This window comes from Janthinobacterium darwini (genome assembly GCF_051380905.1).
Taxonomy (GTDB): Bacteria; Pseudomonadota; Gammaproteobacteria; order Burkholderiales; family Burkholderiaceae_D; genus Janthinobacterium.
This window is the reverse complement of record NZ_JBNYXX010000001.1, coordinates 856,230-879,859: the sequence shown is the minus strand read 5'-3', so window position 1 is coordinate 879,859 and position 23,630 is coordinate 856,230. Positions and strand designations below refer to the sequence as shown.

17 protein-coding genes are annotated in these 23,630 nt (G+C 64.1%); 3 read left to right on the top strand and 14 right to left on the bottom strand.

Annotated elements, in window-relative coordinates:
- Positions 1-124 precede the first annotated feature (124 nt).
- The 10 genes from ACQ4WZ_RS03995 to ACQ4WZ_RS03950 form a co-directional block, all read right to left on the bottom strand.
- Positions 125-1,546 (bottom strand): efflux transporter outer membrane subunit, encoded by a 1,422-nt coding sequence (locus ACQ4WZ_RS03995; protein ID WP_436572625.1) that lies wholly within the window; start codon positions 1,544-1,546, stop codon positions 125-127.
- The gene (locus ACQ4WZ_RS03990; RefSeq protein ID WP_436572624.1) at positions 1,543-4,818 is read right to left on the bottom strand and encodes an efflux RND transporter permease subunit; all 3,276 of its coding nucleotides are present in this window, start codon (positions 4,816-4,818) and stop codon (positions 1,543-1,545) included. The genes ACQ4WZ_RS03995 and ACQ4WZ_RS03990 overlap by 4 nt, the downstream gene beginning before the upstream one ends.
- The gene (locus ACQ4WZ_RS03985) at positions 4,815-7,934 is read right to left on the bottom strand and encodes an efflux RND transporter permease subunit (protein WP_436572623.1); all 3,120 of its coding nucleotides are present in this window, start codon (positions 7,932-7,934) and stop codon (positions 4,815-4,817) included. The genes ACQ4WZ_RS03990 and ACQ4WZ_RS03985 overlap by 4 nt, the downstream gene beginning before the upstream one ends.
- On the bottom strand, positions 7,931-9,313 hold the full coding sequence (locus ACQ4WZ_RS03980) for an efflux RND transporter periplasmic adaptor subunit (protein ID WP_436572622.1): 1,383 nt from the start codon (positions 9,311-9,313) through the stop codon (positions 7,931-7,933). Before ACQ4WZ_RS03980 ends, ACQ4WZ_RS03985 begins: the two co-directional genes overlap by 4 nt.
- A gap of 428 nt (positions 9,314-9,741) precedes the next feature.
- Positions 9,742-10,281, bottom strand: a complete 540-nt coding sequence (locus ACQ4WZ_RS03975; protein WP_101482060.1) for a GNAT family N-acetyltransferase — start codon at positions 10,279-10,281, stop codon at positions 9,742-9,744.
- 75 nt (positions 10,282-10,356) lie between these two features.
- The gene (gene sppA / locus ACQ4WZ_RS03970; RefSeq protein ID WP_101482061.1) at positions 10,357-12,231 is read right to left on the bottom strand and encodes a signal peptide peptidase SppA; all 1,875 of its coding nucleotides are present in this window, start codon (positions 12,229-12,231) and stop codon (positions 10,357-10,359) included.
- Between the two features lie 89 nt (positions 12,232-12,320).
- Positions 12,321-13,784, bottom strand: coding sequence for a sodium:solute symporter (locus tag ACQ4WZ_RS03965; RefSeq protein WP_436572621.1), 1,464 nt, complete (start codon positions 13,782-13,784; stop codon positions 12,321-12,323).
- Between the two features lie 69 nt (positions 13,785-13,853).
- A complete protein-coding gene (locus ACQ4WZ_RS03960; RefSeq protein WP_436572620.1) occupies positions 13,854-15,071 on the bottom strand; it encodes a YeeE/YedE family protein in 1,218 nt (405 codons plus the stop codon).
- Between the two features lie 175 nt (positions 15,072-15,246).
- Positions 15,247-17,253: a PhoX family protein gene (locus ACQ4WZ_RS03955; RefSeq protein WP_436572619.1), complete on the bottom strand. Its 2,007-nt coding sequence runs from the start codon at positions 17,251-17,253 to the stop codon at positions 15,247-15,249.
- A 138-nt stretch (positions 17,254-17,391) separates the two neighbouring features.
- Entirely contained in the window at positions 17,392-18,603 is a 1,212-nt protein-coding gene (locus ACQ4WZ_RS03950; protein ID WP_133990172.1) for an MFS transporter, read from the bottom strand.
- Positions 18,604-18,747: 144 nt separating this feature from the next.
- On the opposite strand from ACQ4WZ_RS03950, the gene ACQ4WZ_RS03945 reads away from it, so the two are divergent.
- The gene (locus ACQ4WZ_RS03945; protein WP_071076391.1) at positions 18,748-18,984 is read left to right on the top strand and encodes a DUF3820 family protein; all 237 of its coding nucleotides are present in this window, start codon (positions 18,748-18,750) and stop codon (positions 18,982-18,984) included.
- A 20-nt stretch (positions 18,985-19,004) separates the two neighbouring features.
- On the opposite strand, the gene ACQ4WZ_RS03940 is transcribed toward ACQ4WZ_RS03945, so the two are convergent.
- A complete protein-coding gene (locus tag ACQ4WZ_RS03940) occupies positions 19,005-19,388 on the bottom strand; it encodes a glutaredoxin domain-containing protein (protein WP_101482066.1) in 384 nt (127 codons plus the stop codon).
- A gap of 99 nt (positions 19,389-19,487) precedes the next feature.
- On the opposite strand from ACQ4WZ_RS03940, the gene ACQ4WZ_RS03935 reads away from it, so the two are divergent.
- Positions 19,488-20,030 (top strand): hypothetical protein, encoded by a 543-nt coding sequence (locus ACQ4WZ_RS03935; RefSeq protein ID WP_436572618.1) that lies wholly within the window; start codon positions 19,488-19,490, stop codon positions 20,028-20,030.
- A 44-nt stretch (positions 20,031-20,074) separates the two neighbouring features.
- Here the strand turns inward: ACQ4WZ_RS03935 and ACQ4WZ_RS03930 are convergent, their stop codons facing one another.
- The gene (locus ACQ4WZ_RS03930; RefSeq protein ID WP_436572617.1) at positions 20,075-20,896 is read right to left on the bottom strand and encodes an APH(3') family aminoglycoside O-phosphotransferase; all 822 of its coding nucleotides are present in this window, start codon (positions 20,894-20,896) and stop codon (positions 20,075-20,077) included.
- 16 nt (positions 20,897-20,912) lie between these two features.
- Entirely contained in the window at positions 20,913-21,401 is a 489-nt protein-coding gene (locus tag ACQ4WZ_RS03925; protein ID WP_133990166.1) for an Lrp/AsnC family transcriptional regulator, read from the bottom strand.
- Positions 21,402-21,478: 77 nt separating this feature from the next.
- Here ACQ4WZ_RS03925 and ACQ4WZ_RS03920 point away from each other — a divergent pair, with 77 nt between their 5' ends.
- Positions 21,479-22,366, top strand: coding sequence for an EamA family transporter (locus ACQ4WZ_RS03920; RefSeq protein WP_436572616.1), 888 nt, complete (start codon positions 21,479-21,481; stop codon positions 22,364-22,366).
- A 9-nt stretch (positions 22,367-22,375) separates the two neighbouring features.
- Here the strand turns inward: ACQ4WZ_RS03920 and ACQ4WZ_RS03915 are convergent, their stop codons facing one another.
- Complete coding sequence (locus ACQ4WZ_RS03915) at positions 22,376-23,599, bottom strand: MFS transporter (protein ID WP_180338502.1); 1,224 nt, start codon at positions 23,597-23,599, stop codon at positions 22,376-22,378.
- Positions 23,600-23,630: the final 31 nt, after the last annotated feature.

Genomic DNA, 23,630 nt, shown 5'->3' with positions numbered 1-23,630 from the left:
CGGCAAGAATGCAGCCGCGGCACGTGCGCCAGGCTGGCGGATGGATAATCTTGCATTTTAGCACCCAAGCCGCGCGTAAAAACGCGAATTTGGCCCGGGACGCTAACCGGCGCCCGCCTGCCGTCTACTGCGTCTGCGGCACATGCCAGCCGCCGCCCAGCGACTGGATCAAGGCCACGGCCGTCGTCTGCCGGTCAGCCTGGGCCTGCACCAGCGAACGGCGCGCCGACAGGGCCGTCACTTGCGCCGTCACCACGTCCGTATAGCCGACCTGGCCCGCGTTGTAGCGGTTCAGCATTTGCTGCTCCACCTGGTCGGCGGCCGACGACGCCTGCTGGCGCAAGGCCAGCTGCTCGGCCAGCGCGCGCGTGGCCGACAACTGGTCTTCCACGGCGCCAAAAGCTGCCAGTACCGTCTGGCGGTAGCGTGCCACGGCGGCCTCATGCCCCGCCTTGGCCGCATCCACGCTGGCCGTGGTGGCGCCCGCGTTGAACAGGGTTTGCGCGGCCGACACGCCCAGCGACCACAGGCTCGACGAAGCATTGAACAGGTCGCCCACACGGCTGGCACCGGATCCGTAGGAACCCGTCAGGTTCAGGCTCGGATAGTAGGCGGAGCGGGCGATGCCGATCTGCTCGTTGGCCACGGCCACCCTGCGCTCGGCGGTGGCGATGTCAGGACGGCGCTGCAGCAGGGTCGACGGCACGCCCAGCGGCACCTCGGGCACGGTCAGGGTCCACGGCGCAACGGCAAGGCTGAAGTCGGACGGCGCTTTCCCCAGCAGGATGGCGATCGCATGTTCGAGCTGGGCGCGCGCGCGCACCTGGCTGGACAGATCGATCTGCGCATTGGCCAGCTGCGTCTGCGCCTGCAGCAGGTCGGACTTGGCGGCGATGCCGGAATTGAAACGGTTGCTGGTGATGTCGAGCACGCGCTTGTAGCCGGCGATGGTGGCGTTCAGCAGCGCGATCTGCGCATCGCTCTGGCGCAGCGAAAAATAATTGATGGCCAGCTCGCCCTGCGCCGACAGGCGCGCGGCGGCCAGGTCGGCCGCGCTGGCACTGGCGCTGGCGTCCGCCCCCGTCACGCCGGCGCGCAGGCGGCCCCAGATATCCGGTTCCCACGAGGCGCCGATGGCCGCCTTGAAATTATTGTTCGTCTGCTGCTCGCCCCCGCCGCCGGAGCGGGCGCCGCTGCCCGTCAGGCTCACGGTAGGAAACAGCGAGGCGCGCTGTTCGCGCACCAGAGCGCGCGCCTGCTCGTAGGAGGCAACGGCTTCGGCCACGTTCTGGTTCGATACTTCAATGCCTTCGGCCAGCTGGTTCAATTGCGCGTCGCCGAACAGGGTCCACCAGGGACCCCGTTCCAGGGTATCGGCCGGCACCGCCGCTTGCCAGCCGGCCGCCTCCTTGAACGTTTGCGGCGCGGCGGCCGTGGGTACTTCATATGCGGGGCTGACGGCGCAGCCGGCCAGCAGGGCAGCGGCGGCCACTGCCAGCAAATGGCGGGCAGGAACGGTGGATACGATAGGTTTTACTTGCTTCATGATTGTGTGCTCGGGTTATCTGGCCCAGGAATGCGGCTCAATTGCTGCTCGTCGGCACTGCGCGTGCGCAGCTTGTCGAGCAGGATGTAGACCACCGGGGTGGTCAGCAATGTGAGTAACTGGCTGGCAATCAGGCCGCCGATGATGGCGACCCCCAAGGGCTGGCGTAGCTCTGACCCCTCGCCGAAACCGATCGCCAGCGGCAAGGCGCCAAGCGCCGCCGCCAGAGTGGTCATCAGAATGGGGCGGAAACGCAGCAAACATGCCTCGCGCACCGCCTCCACAGCTGTCAGCCCGCGCGAACGCTCGGCCTCCAGCGCGAAGTCGATGATCAATATAGCATTTTTCTTGACGATGCCGATCAACAGGAACACGCCGATCAGGGCGATGATGGAAAACTCCATGCGGAACAGCAGCAAGGCCAGCACGGCGCCCACCCCCGCCGACGGCAAAGTCGACAGCACGGTAATCGGATGTATCAGGCTTTCGTACAGGATACCCAGCACGATGTAAATCACCACGATGGCCGCCAGGATCAGCAGCGGCTGCTCCTTGTTGCTGTCCTGCGCACTCTTCGCCGAACCCTGGAAGCTGCCGCGCACATTCACCGGCATGCCGATCTCCGACTCTGCCTGGGCCACGGCGGCCTGGCCGTCGCTGAGCGGATAGCCGTCGCTGAGATTGAACGACACGGTGGTGGCCAGCTCCCCGCCCTGGTGATTGATGGAGGTCGCCGTCGAGCTTTCGGCAAAGCTGCTGAACGACGACAGCGGCACCATCGTCGCCAGGGTGGTACTCAATGCCGAGCCGCTGGACGGATCGCGCGCCGCCGTCGTGTTGGACGTCGTCGCGGCCACGCTGGTGGTGGCCGTAGCGGCGCTGGTGGCCGTGGCCGTGGCCGTGGCCGTGGCCGTGGCCGTGGCGGCGACGGCCGCCGCATTCGACGCCGGCACATACACGGAGCGCAGCGCTTCCGGGCTTTGCGCGTAGCGGGGCGCCACTTCCATAATCACGTGGTACTGGTTCAGCTCATCGTAGATGGTCGCCACCTGGCGCTGGCCGAAGCTGTTGTACAGCGCATTGTCGATATCCTTGACTTGCACGCCCAGCTGCGTGGCCCGGTCCTTGTCGATGCTGACAAAGGTTTCCACGCCGTTTTCCGCCTGGTCCGTATCGACGTCGATCAGGGCCGGCTGCAGCTTCATCTGGTCGGCCAGTTTCGCCGCCCATTTCTTCAAATCGGCCTGGTTGTCGCTGATCAGGGTGTACTGGTAGGTCGAATTGCTGGAACGCCCGCCCATGCGCAAGTCCTGCACGGGATTGAGGAACAGCGAAATGCCCGTCACCTTGGCCAGCTGCGGACGTAAACGGGCGATCACGGCCTGGCCCTTGTCCGTGCGCTGCGAGGCCGGTTTCAGATCGATGAACATGAAACCGCCCCCTGCCCTGCCCCCGCCCGTAAAGCCGACGACGGTGGCGACGGCAGGATCGTCCTTGATGATGTTGACCAGCTGGCGCAGCTTGCCCTGCATGGCCTGGAACGAGATGCTCTGGTCGGCGCGCATGCCGCCGTTGATCTGCCCCGTATCCTGCTGCGGGAAGAAGCCCTTGGGCGCGGCCGCGAACAGATACACGTTCAGGCCGACGACGAACACCAGGATGGTCATCACCAGCGCGGCGCTGGACAAGGCCCAGTCCAGGCAATGCTCATACACTTTCAGCATGCGCTCGAAGCCACGTTCGAACCAGCGGGCCACCGCGCCCGGCGCCTTGTGCTGCTCGCCGCTTTTCAGCAGCCAGGCGCACATCATCGGCGTGGTGGTCAGCGAAATGACCAGCGAAATCATGACGGCGGCCGACAAGGTCACGGCAAACTCGCGGAACAAACGCCCCACCTGGCCGCCCATGAACAGCAGCGGGATGAAGACGGCCACCAGCGACAGGCTGATCGACAGCACCGTGAAACCCACTTCGCGCGCGCCCAGCAGGGCCGCCTTGAAGCGGTCCATGCCTGCCTCGATATGGCGCTGCGTATTTTCCAGCACCACGATGGCATCGTCGACGACAAAGCCCGTGGCCACTGTGAGTGCCATCAGGGACAGGTTATTCAGGCTGAAGCCCAGCATGTACATCACGCCGAAAGTACCCAGCAAGGAAACGATGGTGGCCACGGCCGGGATGATGGTGGCGCGCACGCTGCGCAGGAAGGCGCTGACCACCAGCACCACCAGCACGATGGACAGGATCAGGGTGAATTCGATCTCGTGCAGGGACGAGCGGATGGAGTTGGTGCTGTCGGACGCCACTTGCAGCTTGATGTCGCCGGGCAGCTGCGCCTGCAGTTGCGGCAGCAGCGCGCGCACGCCGTCCACCGTGGCGATGACGTTGGCGCCTGGCTGGCGCGTGATCAGTACGATGACGGCCGGGTCGCCGTTGAACAGGCCCAGGGTATTCGTGTTTTCCACGCCGTCGACCACTTCGGCCACGTCGTCGAGGCGGATGGCGGCGCCATCGCGCCAGGCCACCACCAGGCTGCGGTAGTCGGCTGCGCTGCGCCCGCCAGAGGCCGTGCTGGCGCCCGAATAAATCTGCAGGCTGCGCTCGTCGCCGGAAATCGCCCCCTTGGGCCGGTTGGCGTTCGTGGCCTGGATGGCCGCGCGCACATCTTCCATCGACACGGCATAGTGATTGAGCTGGTACGGCAGCAGTTCCACGCGCACGGCCGGCAGCGAACCGCCGCCCAGTTCCACGTCGCCTACGCCTTTGACTTGCGCCACCTTTTGCTGCACCAGGTTTGACACGGCGTCGTAGATCTGGCCCGGCGTGCGCGTTTTTGACGTCAGCGCCAGGATGATCACGGGCGCGTCGGACGGATTGGCCTTGCGGTAGGTCGGGTTGCTACGCAAGGTGGCCGGCAAGTCGACGCGCGCAGCGGCAATGGCCGCCTGCACTTCGCGCGCGGCCGAATCGATCTTGCGGTTCAGGTCAAACTGCAAATTGATGCGCGCCGAACCCGTGCCCGACGACGACGTCATCTCGTTCACGCCAGAGATGACTCCGAGACGCCGCTCCAGCGGCGTGGCCACCGAGGTGGCCATGGTCGCGGGGCTGGCGCCGGGCAGGCTGGCGCTGACGGAAATGGTCGGATAATCGACCTGCGGCAGCGGCGAGACGGGCAGCACGAAGAAGGCGCCGATGCCCGCCAGCGCAATGCCGATGGTCAGCAGCACGGTGGCGATGGGACGCTTGACGAACGGTTCGGACAGGTTCACGCGGCGCTCCCCGCATTATCGGCAGGCTTGTCCAGGTTGACGCCCCGCGTTTTGGATGCAAAGCGCTGACCCAGGCGGTCGAAGCCCAGGTAGATGACGGGCGTGGTAAACAGCGTCAGCACCTGGCTGACGATCAGGCCGCCGAAGATGGCCAGGCCCAGCGGACGGCGCAACTCTGCGCCCTCGCCCCAGCCCAGCATCAGCGGCACGGCCGCGAACAGCGCCGCCAGGGTGGTCATCAGGATTGGGCGGAAACGCAGCAGCGCCGCCTGGTGGATGGCTTCCTGCGCACTCTTGCCCTCGTCGCGTTCGGCCTCGATGGCGAAGTCGATCATCATGATGGCGTTCTTCTTGACGATGCCGATCAGGAGAATGATGCCGATGATGCCGATCACGCCCAGGTCCTGCCCGGAAATCATCAGCGCCAGCAAGGCGCCCACGCCGGCCGACGGCAAGGTCGACAAAATCGTCAGCGGGTGGATGTAGCTTTCGTACAGCACGCCCAGCACGATGTAGACGCAGACGACGGCGGCCAGGATCAGCCACAGCTGGTTCGACAGCGAATTTTCATACGCGCCGGCCGCACCGAGGAAGGTCAGGGTCACCGATGGCGGCAAGGCGATATCCTTGGCCGCCTGCCGGATGGCGTCGACGGCGCTGCCCAGCGCCACGCCTTGCGTCGTATCAAAGCCCAGCGTCGTGGCCGGGTATTGCGCCACGTGCGTGATCTGCAGCGGCGCCTGTTTTTCGCTGACGCTGGCAAAGGCGGACAGCGGCGTCGACTTGCCGGAACCCGTGCGCACCTGCAGTTCCGACAGGTCGGCCGGCGTGGTGACAATGCCGGGCTGCGCTTCGAGGATCACGCGGTACTGGTTGGTTTCCGTAAAAATGGTCGAGATGATGCGCTGGCCGAAAGCGTTGTACAGCGCGTCGTCGACAGTGGCCGTAGTGACGGACATGCGTGCGGCGCTGTCGCGGTCGATGGCCACCACGACGGCGGCGCCCGTGGCGCCCGCGTCCGTGACCACATTGCGCAGCTGCGATTTTTCGCGCATGCGGGCCGCCAGCTTGCCGGCCCACTCGGTGACGGTGGCCGTGTCGGCCCCTTCGAGCGAGACGCGGTATTGCGTCGGCCCCGATTCCGCATCGATGGTCAAATCTTGCGTCGGCTGCAGATACAGGGTCACGCCGGCCACCTTGGCGACGCGGTTGCGCAGGCGCTCCATGATGTCGTCCTGCTTGCCGCTGCGCGAGCGCTTCAGGTTGATCAGCATGCTACCCGTGTGCAGCATGGTATTGTTGGCTGCATCGACGCCCACCAGGGAACTCAGGGTATCGACATCGGGGTCCTCCAGCAGCGCGCTGGCCGCCGCCTGCTGCAAGGTGGCCATGCGTTCGTACGACACGGCTTGCGAGGTTTCGATGCGCGCCTGCAGCTGCCCTGTATCCTGTGTGGGGAACAGGCCTTTCGGGATGGTGATGTACAAAATCACCGTCAACAGCAAGGTGGCCAGGGCCACCAGCAAGGTCAGTCCCTGGCGTTTCAAGACCCACACCAGCGCATGGTCGTACTGGACGATCACGCGGTCGAGGAAAGCCTGGATGCGCTGGCCCGTGGCGCTGACTTTTTCATCGGCATGGCTTTTCAACCAGCGCGCCGACATCATCGGCACCAGGGTGAGCGAGACGACGGCGGAAATCAGAATCGTGATGGCCAGTGTCATGGCAAATTCGCGGAACAAACGGCCCACCACGTCGCCCATGAACAGCAGCGGAATGAGCACGGCGATCAAGGACACCGTCAGCGAGATGATGGTAAAGCCGATCTGCGACGCGCCCTTCAGGGCGGCGGCCATCGGCGTTTCGCCCTCTTCGATGTAGCGGGCGATGTTTTCGATCATGACGATGGCGTCATCGACGACAAAGCCGGTGGCAATGGTCAGCGCCATCAGGGACAAGTTATTCAGGCTGTAGCCAAGCAGATACATGACGCCGCAGGCGCCGATCAGCGAGATCGGCACGGACAGGCTGGCGATCACGGTGGCGCGCATGCTGTGCAGGAAGGCGAAAATCACCAGCACCACCAGCAGCACGGACAGCAGCAACTCCATCTCCACGTGTTCGACGGAGGCGCGAATGCCCGTGGTGCGGTCGCTCAGCACGTCGAGCTTCATGGCCGCCGGCAGGCTGGCCTGCAGGTCGGGCAGCAGTGCCTTGATGGCGTCGACCGTCTTGATGACGTTGGCGCCGGGCTGACGCTGCACGTTCAGGATGATGGCCGGCTGTTTGCCCGACCAGGCGCCCAGGCGCGTGTTTTCCGCGCTGTCGACCACGTTGGCCACATCAAGCAGGCGCACGGGCGCGCCATTCTTGTAGGTGATGATCAGGCGCTTGTAGTCTTCCGCCGTCACCAGTTGATCATTCGCATTGATGGTAAACGAGCGCGTGGGGCCGTCGAAACTGCCCTTGGCGCTGTTGACGTTGGCTCCCGCGATGGCCGTGCGCAGGCTGTCGAGGCCCAGGCCATACGACGCCAGCAATTTGGTGTCGCCCTGGATGCGCACGGCGGGACGCTGGCCGCCCGACAGCGACACCAGGCCCACGCCATTGACCTGGCTGATCTTCAGCGCCAAACGCGTGTTGACGATGTTCTGCACCTGCGTCAGCGGCATCGTGTCCGAGGTAATCGCCAGTGTCAGCACGGGCGCGTCGGCCGGATTGATCTTGGCGTACACGGGCGGCGCCGGCAAGTCGGTAGGCAGCAGGGAACCACCCGCATTGATGGCCGCCTGCACTTCCTGCTCGGCCACGTCCAGGGTCTGGCCCAGGGTGAATTGCAGGGTGATGATGGAGACGCCGGCCGCGCTGGTGGAACTCATGCGCTGCAAGCCAGACATCTGCCCGAACTGGCGCTCCAGCGGCGCCGTGACGGTCTGCCCCATGACTTCGGGACTGGCGCCCGGGTACAGGGTCTGCACCTGGATGGTGGGGAAGTCCACCTGCGGCAAGGCGGCCAGCGGCAAGAACTTGAAGCCGACCAGCCCCGCCAGCACGATGGCCAGCATCAGCAGCGCCGTGGCGACGGGGCGCTTGATGAAGGGAGTCGATGGACTCATTGCGCTGCGCCCTTCGCTGGCGCGGTGGCTGGCGCATTGGCCGGTACGGATGCGGAAGCCGATGCACTGGCCGCGCCGTCAGCCTGCTGGCGGCGGTGGCGGCGTTCGCCGTTCGCGCCAGTTGCACCGCCCGCGCCGGCACCGCGCGCGCCGGCCGGCTTGTCGCCAGCCAGGGTGACTTTCGCGCCTTCCTTCAGGCGGTCGGCACCTTCCGTGATGACTTGCTCTCCCGCTTCCAGTCCGGCGCGGATTTCCACCATGTCGGTGGTGGCCTGGCCGCGCGTGACCATGCGCACGGTGACGGTTTTATCCGCTTTCAGCACATATACGAAGTCGCCATTATTGCTGTGACGCAGGGCCGTGACGGGTACCAGCACGGCGCCCGTGATATTGCCCAACTCCAGGCGCACGTTGACGAACTGGCTGGGGAACAGGGCCATCTTGTCATTCATGTAGCGGGCCTTGGCACGCACGGTACCCGTCTGCACATCGACCTGGTTATCGAGCGCACTCAAGCGGCCCGTGTCCAGGGTATGCGTGCGCGTGCGGTCCAGCGCCAGCGCCGGCAGGGCCGAGCCGGCATTCAGGCGCTCCTGGATGGTCTGTACCTTATCCTGTGGCACGGAAAACTGCACGTCGATGGGCGACAGCTGCGTCACCACCACCACGCCGCCCGCGTCGCTGGTATTCACCAGGTTGCCGATATCGACCACCTTCAGGCCCGCGCGGCCGCTGATCGGCGACACCACCTTGGTATAACCCAGGTTGAGTCTGGCAGTGCCTTCTGCGGCGCGGTCTGTCATCACCGTGCCTTCCAGCTGCTTGACCAGGGCGGCCTGCGTATCGACGTCCTGGCGCGCGATGGAGTCCTGGCCCAGCAGGGTTTGATAGCGTTTCAGTGTCAGGCGCGCGTTTTCCAGCTGCGCTTCATCGCGCTGGCGCTGGCCCGTGGCCTGCATCAGCGCCATCTCGAACTGGGCAGGATCGATTTGCGCCACCACCTGGCCCGCCTTGACCATGCCGCCTTCCTTGAATTTCAATTCCTTCAGGATGCCCGATACTTGCGGGCGCACCGTCACGGTGGACGCCGCCGTCACGGTGCCCAGCGCATCGAGCACCACGGGCAGGTCCGATTTCACGGCAGTGGCCACGCCCACGGTGGTCGAGGGCGCGCCACGGCGCCCGCCACCGGGGCCACCAGGACCACCTGGCCCGCCGGGTCCGCCCATGCCGGGGCCGCCCTGGGCACTGGTGCCGGAGTGGGTCAGGTACCAGGCACCGCCCCCCAACGCAGCCATGACGGCCAGCGCAATGACACTGCCGACGATTTTCGAACGGCGGCTGCGCCGCGGGGTGTTGGGTGTTGTCTGCGAATCCATCGCTTATCCTTGTATAGGCCGCTGGCACGGCGAGTCTGTGGCGCCGGCCGAGGTGGGACACACTCAGGCCGGACGACCGTTTTTCGGGGTTGTTTCGGTACACAGCCGGGGGAGTCAAGAGCTGAAAGTCAGCTGAAAAAACATCGCTCCCTAGCGTGAAACGACTCTAGCATAGTCATGTTTCTGTTTCATTTCTACTTGAAACAATTACACACAGCCAGACTGGCATGGGAGGATCAGGAGGACCGGCTGAGGTGCCGCCGCTGTGGGGGAACGTCGGAAAAATCAGGCTTGCGGGGCGTCGCGCTGCGACGCCAGCCGTGCGCGAGCGCCTCGCATGCAGATACAAAATCGCTACAAATCTCCCGCCATCGGCCTTGACCTGGCGCCATACGGCTGCTCGGGCGACGGAAACTCTTTACCTCGATTTACAAGGTCAAGCCGAGGATGACATCCTGATAGTCGGTGCGGCCCACGCGGAAAGTGCGCCGGCCCACTTGCGCAAAGCCGCAGCGCGCATAAAACGCCAGCGCATCGTGGTTTTCCGCGTAAACGCCCAGCAGCACGCGCCCTGCGCCGCTGGCGCGCGCCTGGCTCAGCGCCGCCTGCATCAAACGCTGTCCCACGCGCTGGCCCTGGAAGCGGTGCAGCAGGTAGATGCGCTTGATTTCCAGATCTTGCGGATGCGGGTCGGCCACTGGCAAGCTGGCGGGACTGAGCACCAGATAGCCCACGGGCGCGCCGCCGGGCCTGGCTTCGGCCAGCCACAAACGCATGGCCGGCAGCGCCAGCCAGTCGCGGTACAGCTGCGCGTCGTGCTGGCGCTGGCAATGGGCGATGACGTCGGCGCCATCGAGGATACCGGCGAACGCTTCCAGGAAGGTGGCCTGCCCCACAAGCGCCAGCGCCTGTTCATCGCCCTGCACGCATGGGCGGATGGCGATCGCCGTGTCAGTGTGTGTACTCATGTCGTTTGCCATGCATCGCTCCTGATATGAAACAAGCCGGACGAAGCCGGCTTGGGTATGCAGTTTATGTGGATGTTACTTGCCGCCCAGAGGCACCTCGCACAAGCAGTGCGTGAGGGCCATGAATGGTTTGTGCTCGCGCGTGATGCCCGACAGCCAGCTCAGGTCCTGCGCCATGCCCAGCGCCGCGTCGGCCGGCAGGCCCGTGCTGGCCAGGCCCAGTTTCACGTGCTCGCCCAGCCCCAGTGTGGCCATGGCCTTGGAGCCGAACATGCCGATCAAACGGTCCACGTTCGACGTTTCCTGCTCCAGGTAGGTCACGCGGTAGTCGCTGCCCAGCTTGGCGCGCTTGGCGGCCGAGGCCAGCGCATCGCCATAGCTGCCGATACGGTCGACCAGGTTGCGTTCTTTCGCCTGCAAGCCCGTCCAGACGCGGCCCTGCGCCACTTCATTGATCTTTTCAGGCGTGGTCTTGCGCGCCTTCGCGGCCAGGTTCAGGAAATCGCCATACACGTGGTTGATCGAGCCCTGGATCACTTGCGCAAAACGGGGGTCGAGCGGACGCAGGGGGTTGCCCGCGTCGGCCAGCCAGGTGGTGGGCGAACCTGCCGTGTGGATGCCCAGCTTTTCCACTACCTTGTCGGCCGTCGGCAAAATCGCGAACACGCCGATGGAACCGGTGATGGTGGCTGCGTCGGCGATCACTTCATCGGATGAGGTGCTGATCCAGTAGCCGCCCGAAGCGGCCACGTTGCCCATCGAGACGACCACCGGCTTGCCGGCGGCGCGCGTCAGTTCCAGTTCGCGGCGGATCAGTTCCGAGCCGAAGGCGCTGCCGCCCGGCGAATCGACGCGCAGCACGATAGCCTTGATCGATTTGTCTTCGCGCGCCTGGCGGATCAAACGCGAGGTGGACAGGCCGCCGATGGCGCCCGGTGGCGCGATGCCGTCGCCGATTTCACCGGAAGCGATGACCACGCCGACGGCGTCGCCGATGTGCACGGGGCGCAGGCGCGCCAGGTAATCCGTGTAATTGATCTGGCGGAAGTTCGTGCCTTCCGTATTTTTGGCGCCGCGCGCCATCATGAACTGGCGCAGTTCATCGCGCGTTTTCAGGCCGTCGACCAGCTTGGCATCCAGCGAAAGCTTGCCCAGGTCGCCGCCAGCCGCCGTCATCAAGGCAGGCAGATTGTCGATCGATTGCATGATGGCGCCGGCCGGCAGCTTGCGCGCCTTTTCCACGTCCGACGTATAGGTGGTCCACAAACCGTTGTTCAGGTAGCGGTCCGCTTCGGCCGCCGCTTCGGACGGGCCGTTGGCGATGAAAGGCTCGGCCGCGCTTTTATACGTGCCCACTTTCAGCAGGTTGACCGTCACGCCCACTTTGTCGAGCGCGTCGCGGTAGTAATTACGGTAGCGGCCAAAGCCTTCCAGCATGACGCCGCCCATCGGGTGCAGATACACCTCGTCGGCCTTGGCAGCCACCAGGTACTGGCGCTGGTTGTAGCTCGAACCCCAGGCCGTGACTTTCTTGCCCGTGGCGCGGAAGCGTTCCACGCCGGCCGCCACTTCGCGCAGCGAAGCGAGACCGCCGCCTTGCAACTCGTCGAGCAGGATCACCATGGAGCCGATGTTCTTGTCCTTGGCCGCCGTGTCGAGCACCGCCAGTACATCGCGCAACTGCACGCTTTTCTTGACTTCGCCGCTGACATTGGCCAGCACCGCCTCGCGCACGCCGCCCGGGGTTTCCTCGACCAGCGGCCCTTGCAAGTCCAGCACCAGGGTGGTCTTTTCCGCCAGGGGCTTGGCGCCGCCGCCAAAGATGGCGATCAGGATGGCGATGACGATCAGCAGGAAAATCAGATTGATGACTGCGCGGCGGGTGGCGTCCAGCGCGCGCCAGAATGCGCCAAAGCCGCGGCGCAGCGGCGGGAAGGGGTTCAGTGACATTGATGCTCCGTGAGGTGATATGCCTAAAGGAAATCAATATAGCTGAAAACGGCCGGAATCGTCGTAGGATTCGTCTTATTTTGACAATATTACGCGCTCTTGCCTCCCCGCCCTGACGGCATGGAAATGAGAAACAGCCCCCCCAGCACCAGGGCACCATTCAATATCAGCAATTCCAGGCCGATGCGGTAATGCTCGAACAGCCGCGCCTGCTCCCCTTCGATCAGGGCGCACAGCAATGGCCCGGCGATGGCCACCAGCGGCACCCAACGGTCGCGCACGTCGCGCCGGCTCAGCAAGCCGAAGGCGAACAGGCCCAGCAGCGGCCCATAGGTATAGCTGGCCAGCTTCAGGATCACGCCTATCATGCTGGGACTATCGATCCACTTGAAGGCCATGATCAGGATCAGGAACAGTGCGGAAAAGCCCAGGTGGACGCGGCGGCGCCAGCGCATCTGCGCCACCGGGGTCAAATCCGTCCTGCGCTGCAGGCCCAGGATGTCGATGCAAAAAGTCGACGTCAATGCAGTGAGCGCCCCGTCCACGCTGGGAAACAGGGCGGAAATGAGGGCGATGAAGAAAATCAGCTGCACCACGGCGGGGAAGTGCCCGAGCACCACGGCGGGGAACAGTTTATCGCCCGTAGCCGTCACGCCCGCCAGCGGCGCATACAGGTGCAGCAAGCCGCCGAGGAAGAGAAACAGCAGCAGCACGCCCGTCAGCACGACGGTCAGGCTGAGCATATTCTTTTGCGAATCGCGCAAGGTGCGCACGGAAATGTTCTTTTGCATCATTTCCTGGTCCATGCCCGTCATGGCAATCGTGATGAACATGCCGGCGAGAATGTGCTTCCAGACATAGGCGGGACTGTCCGGGTCGACGGTGAAGATGCGCGTGAGGCCCTGCGCGCGCATGTGTTCCAGGCTGTCGACGAGGGACAGGTCCATCTCGCGCAACAGGAATATGCTGCAGATGACGAGGCCTGCCAGCATGCACGCCGTTTGCAGGGTATCGGTCCAGACGATGGTTTTCACGCCACCTTCATACGTGTAGAGCAGGATCAGCAGCAGCACGACACCGGCCGTCAGCCAGAATGGCACGCCCAGGCTGTCGAGTATCGTTGCCTGCAGGATATTGACCACCAGATACAGCCGCGCCGTGGCGCCCAGCAGGCGCGACAGGATGAAGAACGCCGCCCCGCTCTGGTAGGAACGCCGTCCCAGGCGCAGTTCCAGGTAGCGGTAAATGGAGGTCAGCTGCAGCCGGTAGTACAGCGGCAGCAAGATGAACGTGATGGCCAGGTAGCCCAGTACATAGCCGATCATCAGCTGGACGTAGCCGAAACCATTGCTCCCCACGGCGCCCGGCACGCTGATGAAAGTGACACCCGTGAGCGTGGTGCCCACCATGCCGAAGGCAACCAGCATCCAGTTGCTATCCTTGTTGCCGATGAAAAAGCTGTCGTTGGTGGCGTGGCGCGAGGTGCGCCATGCCACGCCCAGCAGGATCAGGAAATAGGCGAGGACGACGGCAAAAAGGATGGTGGGCGACATGGGCGTTGCGCTGGCGGCAAAGTGGAACAGGGGCAGAAATATACAGCAAAGCCCCTATTTACGCCGGTCTCAGCAGCCGGTCGGTTTCACGCGCTCCACTTCCAGGCCGAACCACGGGCGCAAGCGCGTGCCGACGACATTGCCGACGAAGGCGCACACCAGCCACAGCCAGCCGTGCAGGCTGCCAGAGATGATGCCGCTGAAATACGCGCCGATATTGCAGCCGTAGGCCAGGCGCGCGCCGTAGCCGAGCAGCAAGCCGCCCACGACGGCGGCGATGATCGACCGACGCGGGATGCGCCACACGGGCGCATAGCGGCCCGCCAGCGCGGCGGCCAGCATGGCGCCCAGCACGATGCCGATGTCCATCACGGACGTCTTGTCTTGCGTCAATGGCGCGGCCAGGGCGGCGGCGTTTGCTTTGGTGGACCAGTAGGCCCAGCTGGCCGTGTCGATGCCGACCACAGACGCCGCTTTCGCGCCCCACAGGGCGAACGCGGACGTCACGCCCCACGGCTTGCCCGACAGCGCCAGGGTGGCGAAGTTCAGCACGACGAGCGCCACGGCGCCCGCCACCAGCGGCCACGGGCCGTGCAGCCAGGGCGACGACTGCGCCGGGCGCAGCGGTGTCGCGACGAGCTTGCCGTGGCGGCGCTTTTCAACGAAGACCGTGATGCCTGCGATCAGCGCGAAAACGATCCAGTTCAGCGCCAGTGCCGGTACCAGGCCCAGGGTCGTGACGAGGGAAATGGGCTTGAGTTGCGGCAGCGCCGTCCAGAATGGCATGTGCGCCGTGCCGATCACGGAGCCGACAATGAAGGCAGCCAGGGTGACAAGCATGCGCGTGCTGCCGCCACCCACCGTGTACAGGGTGCCGGAGGCGCAACCGCCGCCCAGCTGCATGCCGATACCGAAGATGAAGGCGCCAAAGATCACCGAGGTGCCAGCGGGAGAAACCAGGCCCGCGACGGGCATGCCGAACAGGGTGCCGGCCGACAGCGCGGGGAAGAACAGGGCCACGCCCACGGCCAGCATCAGCATTTGCGCGCGCAAGCCGTCGCCGCGGCCATCGGCAATGAAAATGCGCCAGGCGGACGTGAAACCGAAGGCTGCGTGATACAGGGTGATGCCGAGCAAGGCGCCCACCACATACAGCGCGGCTTGGTTGATGCCCACGGTGTGCGCCAGATACCACGCACCCAGCAGGATGAGCACAAGCGCAACGCCCAGCGGTTTCGGATTGATATCGGTGCGCAGGCGTAGCGATGAAGCTGCAGTATCGGACATGGTAGGGAACGCGAAAGGGAGGGAAGCCCCATTTTCGCCCGTTTTGCTGTTTTCTGCCAGCAAGTTAGCTTGCCTTGATGCCCCACCAGCAATGCAAAGATGGCGGGCGGCACGCCGGCAAGGAAGGCCTGCCCCCCTGCCCTGCGTACCTGCAACCCTTATCGGACGGCGCGCATCATTTCGACAGTTTCACCTGCGTCAGTTCCGCCGTCAGATAGCCGACAGCGCCGCTGGCCTTGCTGTTGTAGTTGGTGTTGATGATGATGTTGATCTGATCCTTCAGCGCCGATGGCAGGCCGGGGAAGCGGTTCCACTCATCACCCGGATGCTGGAAGTTGCTCATCACATAGGTCCAGCCATTGATCTCATCGACCGCATGCAGGCCGGTCGATTCCGCGCCGGCCGGGCAGGACAGCAAACGTTCCAGCTTCCTGGTATCGACGTTGTACGCCCACAGGAAGTTGTTCAGGTGGTTGCCGCTGTCCTCGCCGATGAACAGGGTGCGCAGTTTTTCCGAGAATTTCAAGTTGTCGGGACTGGCGATCTTGGCCGGGTTGGCGGTATTGCCCAGGCCATCAGCCGCGATGTCTTCACCTGCGATCAGCAGGGTCGATTCGCTCGGCACCCATTCGCTGTCGATCGCCGCGCCGGTATCATCCTTCTGTCCGCCCGCCAGCTTGTGCGACACAACGCCGCCCGCCACCAGTTTCTTGAACTTGACGTTGTTGCCGGCCACGTAACCCGCACCGCCTTCGACCATCGAGTCCTGGATATTGGCATACGCCGAGTAGGCAATCTTGTCCTTGGCGTTGACCGTCGTGCCTTCGTTCTTGGTAAAGGCCATGCTGCCCCCCTTGAGGGCGGCGTACCGGTGGGTTTCCAGAAAAGCGGCGGCTTTTTCCTGGCCAGCCTTGACTCTGACCCAGGCGGTTTTCTTGTTCAGGACGATCTTCGTGTAGCTGGCATCGGACGGATCGACCAAGGTCGAATCCATGATGTCGGTGGCCTTGATGCCGCCGTCGACCAGCGCCTTGATCTCGGCGTGCGTCGCATGGCCCAGCTTGACCCATTGCAGCTTGCCGGTGGTGGTCTCGGTCAGCTGGGTGGTGTATTTGGCGACGTACAGGGTGCCGCCTGCCGCCAGGTCGGCGACCTTGTCGGCCACAAACATGAACAGCCCGCCATTCGTATAGTCGTCACCGCCCAGGATGGTGCGCTGGTCTGGCATCACCTGCACCAGTTCGCGCGAGTAGCGGCCCAGGCAGTAGTGCTTCTTGATGCTGCCGGTGCCGTCCGGGTTTACCGACACTTCCGGCAGGTGGCCGTAGTCATACGCATTGGCGGTAGTCGTATCGCCGAAGACGTTCTTGCTGAATTCCTTGAGCACGGCCAGGGTCTGGCCACCCAGGCCCTGGTCGAAGGCATCGGGTTCATACTCTTCGCTCGACAAATGGGTGTTCCAAGGCGACAGGCTGGCGCCGCAGGTAATCCACAGGCCTTTGACGGACGAAGTATCGACATTGTGGTATTTCACCAGCGACAACTTGCCGGTGGTCTGGTCCTGGTCCAGGGTCAGCACGGCGATCGGCGACGGCAGCGTGCCGTAGGTGGATGCGCCGGCCTGGTTGAGCGAGTTATATTCAAACTGCACGACGGCAAACACAGGCTTGCCCTTGACGCCGGTCACGGTGGCGTTGGCCACCGTCAGCATCGAGCTGCCGTCTGGCGAGTCCGAGAAGAACTGGCGTTCCTTGCCCGGCACCGAGCTGTCGATGATAGGCTGGTTCCTGATGTCAAAGTAGCCGCCCGCAATCACCGTTCCGCCCTTGCCATCAGGCACACGGTCGCCGGTCAGGAAGAAAGGCTGGTACGCCAGGTTGTAGCTGTTGCTGCTGCCATCGCTGAAATTGACCTTGAGCTTGGAGCCGACGGTGGTCGTGGCCAGCGCGGCAGGCGCGCTCGCCAGCGGCGCCGCCATGCCGGTGAATTCTGCCGTGGTAAAGGTCGCAGCCGGGGTGCCTGTGCCTGGCGTGGTCACCGGCGGCACGTCGTTATTCGAACTACCGCCACAACCGGACAGAAAGGCGCTGACACCGGTCAAGCCGGCCAAAGGCAGCATGGGTGCACCGGCAAACAGTTGCAACAGGCGGCGACGTGAGGACTCAGGGACGAAATTCGACATTTTTTGTTTCTTCCGTTATAAATAAATATCGTGGGACAGACCAGCTTGAATACGAGGCCGGAGCATAAACGACAAATATTTCAGCTTGATTACAGGCAAACTGTTCCGGGAAGTAAGGGCAAGCGGGCACTCAGGGTTTCAATGGCCTGTCGCATGCATCGATTTTTCGCCGGCAGCCCGCACGGGGATAGGGTTCAATCGATCCAGGCGGCCGCTCAGGGCCGTCAAGCCAAATGCACCGAGCACGACGAGGGCGCCGATCCAGCCCGTGTGCACGAGGCCCAGGTGTTCCACGATCAGGCCGCCGCCCCAGGCGCCGCCGGCGATGCCCAGGTTGAAGGCGGCGATGTTCAGGCCCGAGGCCACGTCCACGGCGCGGGGCGTGAAGTGCTCGGCCTGCTGCACCACATACACTTGCAAACCGGCCACGTTACCGAAGGCCACGGCGCCCCACAGCAGCACGGTGATGACGACCAGCACGGGATGCGGCGCCGTGAAGGTCAACAGCAGCAAGACGGCTGCCAGCAGCAAAAAGATCAGTTTCAGGGCGCGCACGGGGCCCTTCTTGTCGGCCAGCTTGCCGCCCCAGATATTGCCGAAGGCCACGGAAACGCCATACACGAGCATCACCGCGCCCACGGCGCCGGCGCTGAAACCCGATATTTGCTGCAGGATCGGCGCCAGATAGGTGAAAGCGATGAAGGAGCCGCCATAGCCGACGGCCGTCATGGCGTACACCAGCAGCAGGCGCGGCTGGCCCAGCACCTGCACTTGCTGCAGCAAGGAAGCAGGCTTGCTGTGGGCGATGGTCGATGGCACGTACAGCAGGCTGCCGACAAAGGCCACCAGTCCCAGGGCCGAGACGGCGAGGAAAGTTTCACGCCAGCCAAAATGCTGGCCGATGAAGGTGCCCAGCGGCACGCCCGTCACCAGGGCCACGGTCAAGCCCGTAAACATGATGGCGATCGCGCTGGCCGCCTTGTCCTTCGGCACCAGAGAGGTGGCGATAGTCGAACCGATGGAAAAGAACACGCCGTGCGCCAGCCCCGTCAGGATGCGGGCGATGACCAGGGTTTCATAGCCGGGCGACTTCCAGGCCAGCAAGTTACCCAGGGTGAACAAGACCATCAGCGACAGCAGCAGGGTCTTGCGGGGGATCTTGCCCGTCAGGGCAGTCAGCACAGGCGCGCCGACGGCGACGCCCAGCGCATACAGGCTGACCAGCAGGCCGGCAGATGGCAGGTTGACGCCCAGGTCCGCGGCGATGGTGGGCAACAGCCCGACAATAACAAACTCGGTGGTTCCGATGGCAAATGCGCTGAGGGTCAGCGCGAGCAAGGCAATGGGCATGACAAACTCCGATAAAAGATGTAGTCATGCAGTATCGGGGTTTTCTTTGTGGCGAAAAATACCTGCTCAGGCAGAAGATAATTGCGTTGTAATCAACAATCAATGGATCTGCTACACTGGCCCGATCGAAACCGGAGCTGTTGCATGAATTCAGAAAAACTGGCGCTGCTGGTCACGCGCGAAATGCCATATGGGAAATATCAGGGGCGGCTGCTGGCCGATTTGCCGGGACACTACCTGGGCTGGTTCGCGCGCGAGGGCTTCCCCTCTGGCGAACTGGGCAGTTTAATCGCGCTGATGTACGAGCTCGATCACAACGATTTGCGTGGCTTGCTCGACCCCTTGCGCACGCGCAAATCGCCGTGGCGGCCGGGCGAGTAAGTAGAGTCGTAAGGCGGGTCTTAAAACTGGCGCACCTTCTTCGCCAGCATGGCGCTGAACTCGCCATTTTCCACCAGCTTTTGCAGCTCGCTGGCGCCACCGATGAGCACGCCGTTGACAAAGACCATGGGGAAAGTTGGCCAGCCCGTCCACATTTTCAAGGCATTGCGGCGGTGCCACTGGTTCAGATAACTGCCGTATTGCAGGTACTGGTAGGGCGTACCCAGCACGTCGAGGATCTTGCGCGCCTTGCGCGGAAACGGATTGAGCGCCATGCCGACGACGACCACCTGGTGCGCGGCAATGGCAGCCTGCACTTCGCGCACAATGTCCATATGTTTGCTGCCGATCAAAGGGCGGGCGGCGGGATGGATCTGTGCTTCGTCGAGGATGGCGCGGGTCATGAAAGTCCTGGGGTGAGTGGCATGCGGATCACACATTGTGCCACGCATACAGGCTGGCGTGGGCTACACTGCGCCTCTTCCCCTCTTCGCGTGGAATATATGCAAGGAATCACTTCCATACCGCAATGCCGCACCCGCCGCCTGCTCGGCGCTCTTCTGCTCGCCGCCAGTTGCACCAGCGCCCTCGCCGCTGCCGATCCTGGGCTCGAAATGGGCCTGATCCATGCGCTGCACCTGAAAAAGGGCACGACAGACAGAGTGGGCACCTCCGGCAAGGCCATCCGGGCCTACATGCGCGAAGGCTACCTGGCCAAGCAACCCGACCAGCGCGCCGATTACACCGATTACTACCTGCTGAAGAAGCCGGCAAGCTTCATGGGACATGAACTGGTGCTGATCGAGGAAGAATACATCACGCAATACATCGGCTGCTGCGCCAGCCCCGGCGTTGGCGTGACGGTAAAGGTGCGCGGCAACACGCAGAAACTGCAAGCGTTTGCCCGCGCCCAGCGCTGCACCTTGACCGACCCCGTCAATGTTCAACATAAGCTGAGCGAGGTGACCATCAAGACCAGGATGCCCAAGGGCCATTACGCGTCATTGAGCTGCCGCCAACGCGATGCCGAGCGCGAAGAGCCGTAAGCTGCCACCGCCATGATGGCCTGCAGCTGCTCGCCGCCCCCTATTCAGAACAGCTCGTCGAGCAGCAAATGAAATTGCAGTTTGCCTTGATCGATATCAAGGAGCCCATATTGCTCAACAAACCTTTGCTGCAGCGCGGCGTCCAACTCTCCGAGAGCACGCCAGACGATGGCCAGGTCCTGGTAGCGGTCGGCAATGCCGGCCCCTCCCACGTCGATGCAGCCGCTAATGGCACCTTTCTGCATCAGGATATTCTCCGGCGAGAAATCGCCATGCGTGACGACCAGCTCTGGCGTGATCGGCAGGCAGTCCTGCAGCGCCGCCCACACCTGCTCAGCCGTCCAGCCTTGGCGCCCGGCATCGAAATCGTCGGCATCAACCAGGCCTGCATCAATGCGCTGGCGCGCCTGGGCCAGCCGAACGGCAGAGCCAGCATCGAACGGGCAGTCGCTCACGGGCAGCGCGTGCAGGCGGCGCAAGAAGGCCGCCAGTGCGTCGACCACGGCGGGCCTCATCTGAGGGCTCGCTTCCAGCACCGCGGACGCCCTTATGCCAGGCATGGCCGTCATCAGCAGCCATGCCTGGTCCGGGTCTGCCACGCGGGCGAACTGGACCACGGCCGGCACAGGCAGGTACTGCGCCAGCCAGCGCAGCCGCGCCATTTCATGGGCAATGTCGGCGGCCGCCGCCCCCCCGCCGTGTTTCAGGTACAGGTCCGGCCCACCATCCCGGCCCTGCAGGCGGTAGACGGCAGCGTCAGACTCACCGGCGCTGTCGCGCGTCCACAGAGAAGCAGCCACGGCGGCGCGCAGGCTGGCGGGCATGGCTGCCGTCATGGCGACTTGCCGGCTTTTGGATATGCTCATCTGTCTGGCCTTTGCCCTATCCCAGCGGAACGTGCAAGCCCATCTTGAGGCAGGTCAGTGCCACCGAGGTGCGGTAGCGCCGGATATTGTCGTCGCCGCCGAACAAACGCTCCGTCAGCGCCTCGTATTCGGCCATGCTGCTGGCGGTAATGATCAGCAGGTAATCGGCCTCGCCCGTGATGCCGTAGCACTGCTGTATGGCAGGCTCGGCCATGATGCGCGCGCGCATGCCCGCCGTGCGCTGCGGGTGCTCGTCGTGCAAATGCACTTCCACCGTCAAGATCAGGGGGCGGCCCAGGCGGCTCGCGTCGAGCACGGCCACCTCGTTGCGGATCACGCCGCTCTCGCGCAGGCGTCGGATGCGCCGCTGCACGGCCGGTGCGGACAGGTGCACGGTCTGGGCGATTTCGCGCTGCGAGGTCGTGTTATCGCGCTGCAAAATATCCAGGATCGCCAGGTCGAAGGCATCGAGGGCAAGGGAAGGCGTGAGCGAAAGTTGCGTCATGGAGGTCAAAATGCAGTGCAAATATCGGAGTAGACACAATAAACTTTCGCTATTCCGATATCAAGCCTTTTATCCCCATGCCATTACGCCGCTATTCCTCCCTGATTCCCCTGCTGGCCATCCTCGGCTCCGTCACCTGCCTGGGACTGGGCACTTCATGGGCCAAGCACAGCCTGTTCCCACTGGTGGGTGCACAGGGCACGACGGCCGTACGCGTGGGCTTCTCCGCCTTGCTTCTACTACTGTTCTGGCGTCCGTGGCGCTGGCAGCTGAGCCGCGCCGACCTGCGCACGGTGGCCCTCTACGGCGCGGCGCTGGGCTTGACGAACCTGTGTTTCTATATGGCCCTGCGCACGATCCCCTTCGGCATCGCCGTGGCGATCGAGTTTTCCGGCCCGCTGGCCGTCGCGCTGCTGGCCTCGCGCCGCCCGCTCGACTTCGTCTGGGTGGCCTTGGCCGTGGCGGGACTGGCGCTGCTGCTGCCGCTCGGCCACGACGTCAGCAAGCTCGATCCCACAGGCGTGCTGTTCGCCTTGGGGGCCGCCGTCTGCTGGGCCACCTATATTATCTTCGGCAAGCGCGCCAGCCATTTGCACGCGGGCCATTCCGTCGCCCTGGGCCTGGCCATGGCAGCGCTGGTGGTGGTGCCCGTGGGCGTGGCGCACAGCGGCGCCGCCCTGCTCTCGCCCGTCGTGCTGGGCGTGGGCTTGGGCGTGGCCTTGATTTCCAGCGCGATACCGATCTCGCTGGAAATGGTGGCCCTGAAGCGGCTGACACCGCAGGCCTTCGGCATCATGAGCAGCATGGAACCGGCCGTCGCCGCCATGCTGGCCTTCATCCTGCTCGATGAACGGCTGGATGCACCGCAATGGCTGGCCATCGCCATGATCATGGCCGCCTCCATGGGCAGTTCCTATATGGCGCAGCGCCAGAAACGGGCGCCGGCCGCCGCCGTGCATACCTGAACCGTACCCTTAATGCCCGGCTGCCCCCGCCACGTGGACGGCCAGGTTGCGGCGCGCCAGCCAGGCCAGCGGCAGCAGGGCGAGCAAGGCGGCAGCCACGCCGGCCCACGGCGACGACGCCATCAGCTGGCGCGAGACCATTAAGGCACCGAGCATGGAGCCGAAGGAAATGCCCAGGTTAAACGCGGAAATGTTCAGGCCCGAGGCGAAATCGACGGCTTGCGGCGTATAGCGCTCGGCCGTGGCCAGCATGCCCGCCTGCAGGGCGGGCGACAGGCCGAAGGCGAACACGCCCCAGACAAACAACATCACCGTCATCATCCATGGCGAGCTGATGCTCAACGCCACGCCCACTTGCGTAGCGGCCAGCAACAGCAGCATCAGGCGCAAGGCCTTTTGCCAGCCCAGGTGGCTCGTCAGGTAGCCGCCCGCCAGGTTGCCAGCAAAGGTGGCGATGCCGAACACGATCAGCAAGGCGCTGGCCATGGTGGCGGAAAAGCCCGTGACATCGGTCAGGATGGGCGTGATGAAGGTGAATGCGGCAAAGCTGCTGCCGAAGCCGAACGTCGTCACGGCCATCATGGTCAGGATGGGGCCGCTGCCGAGGGCCGCCAGCTGCGTCATGGCCTTGCCACCCTTGCCCTGCTGCAAGCCGGCCGGCAGCCAGCGCGCCATGGCGCCCAGGCCCACGGCAGCGAGCACGACGACGGCAAAGAAGGGCAAGCGCCAGCCCATCAAATTGCCAAGGAAACTGCCGAAGGGCACGCCGATCACCATCGCCAGGGTCAGGCCCGCAAACATCACGGAAATCGCCCTGCCCGCCTGCGCCTTCGTCACCAGGCTGGCGGCCACGGTGGCGCCGATGGCAAAGAAGGTGCCGTGCGCCACGGCAGTGATAACCCGTCCTGCCAGCAACAGTTCAAACGTGTGGGAAAAGGCGGCCAGCAGGTTGCCGGCCAGGAAAACGCTCATCAGGCCCAGCAAGGCAGCCTTGCGCGGCAGGCGCGACATCAGCAGTACCAGCAGCGGCGTACCAATGGCCAGGGCCAGCGCATACAGGCTCACCAGCGAGCCGGCCGATTCGATGGAAATATGCAAATCCTTCGCAATGGTGGGCAATATGCCCACGACGATGAATTCGGTGACGCCGATGGCAAAGGCGCCGACGGCCAGCGCCAGCACGCCGGGCGGCATCTTGCTGGCTGAAGTGGAAACAGGGCTTGCGGTGGTCATGATGGCTCCAACAATGATTCAAGCCAGCCAG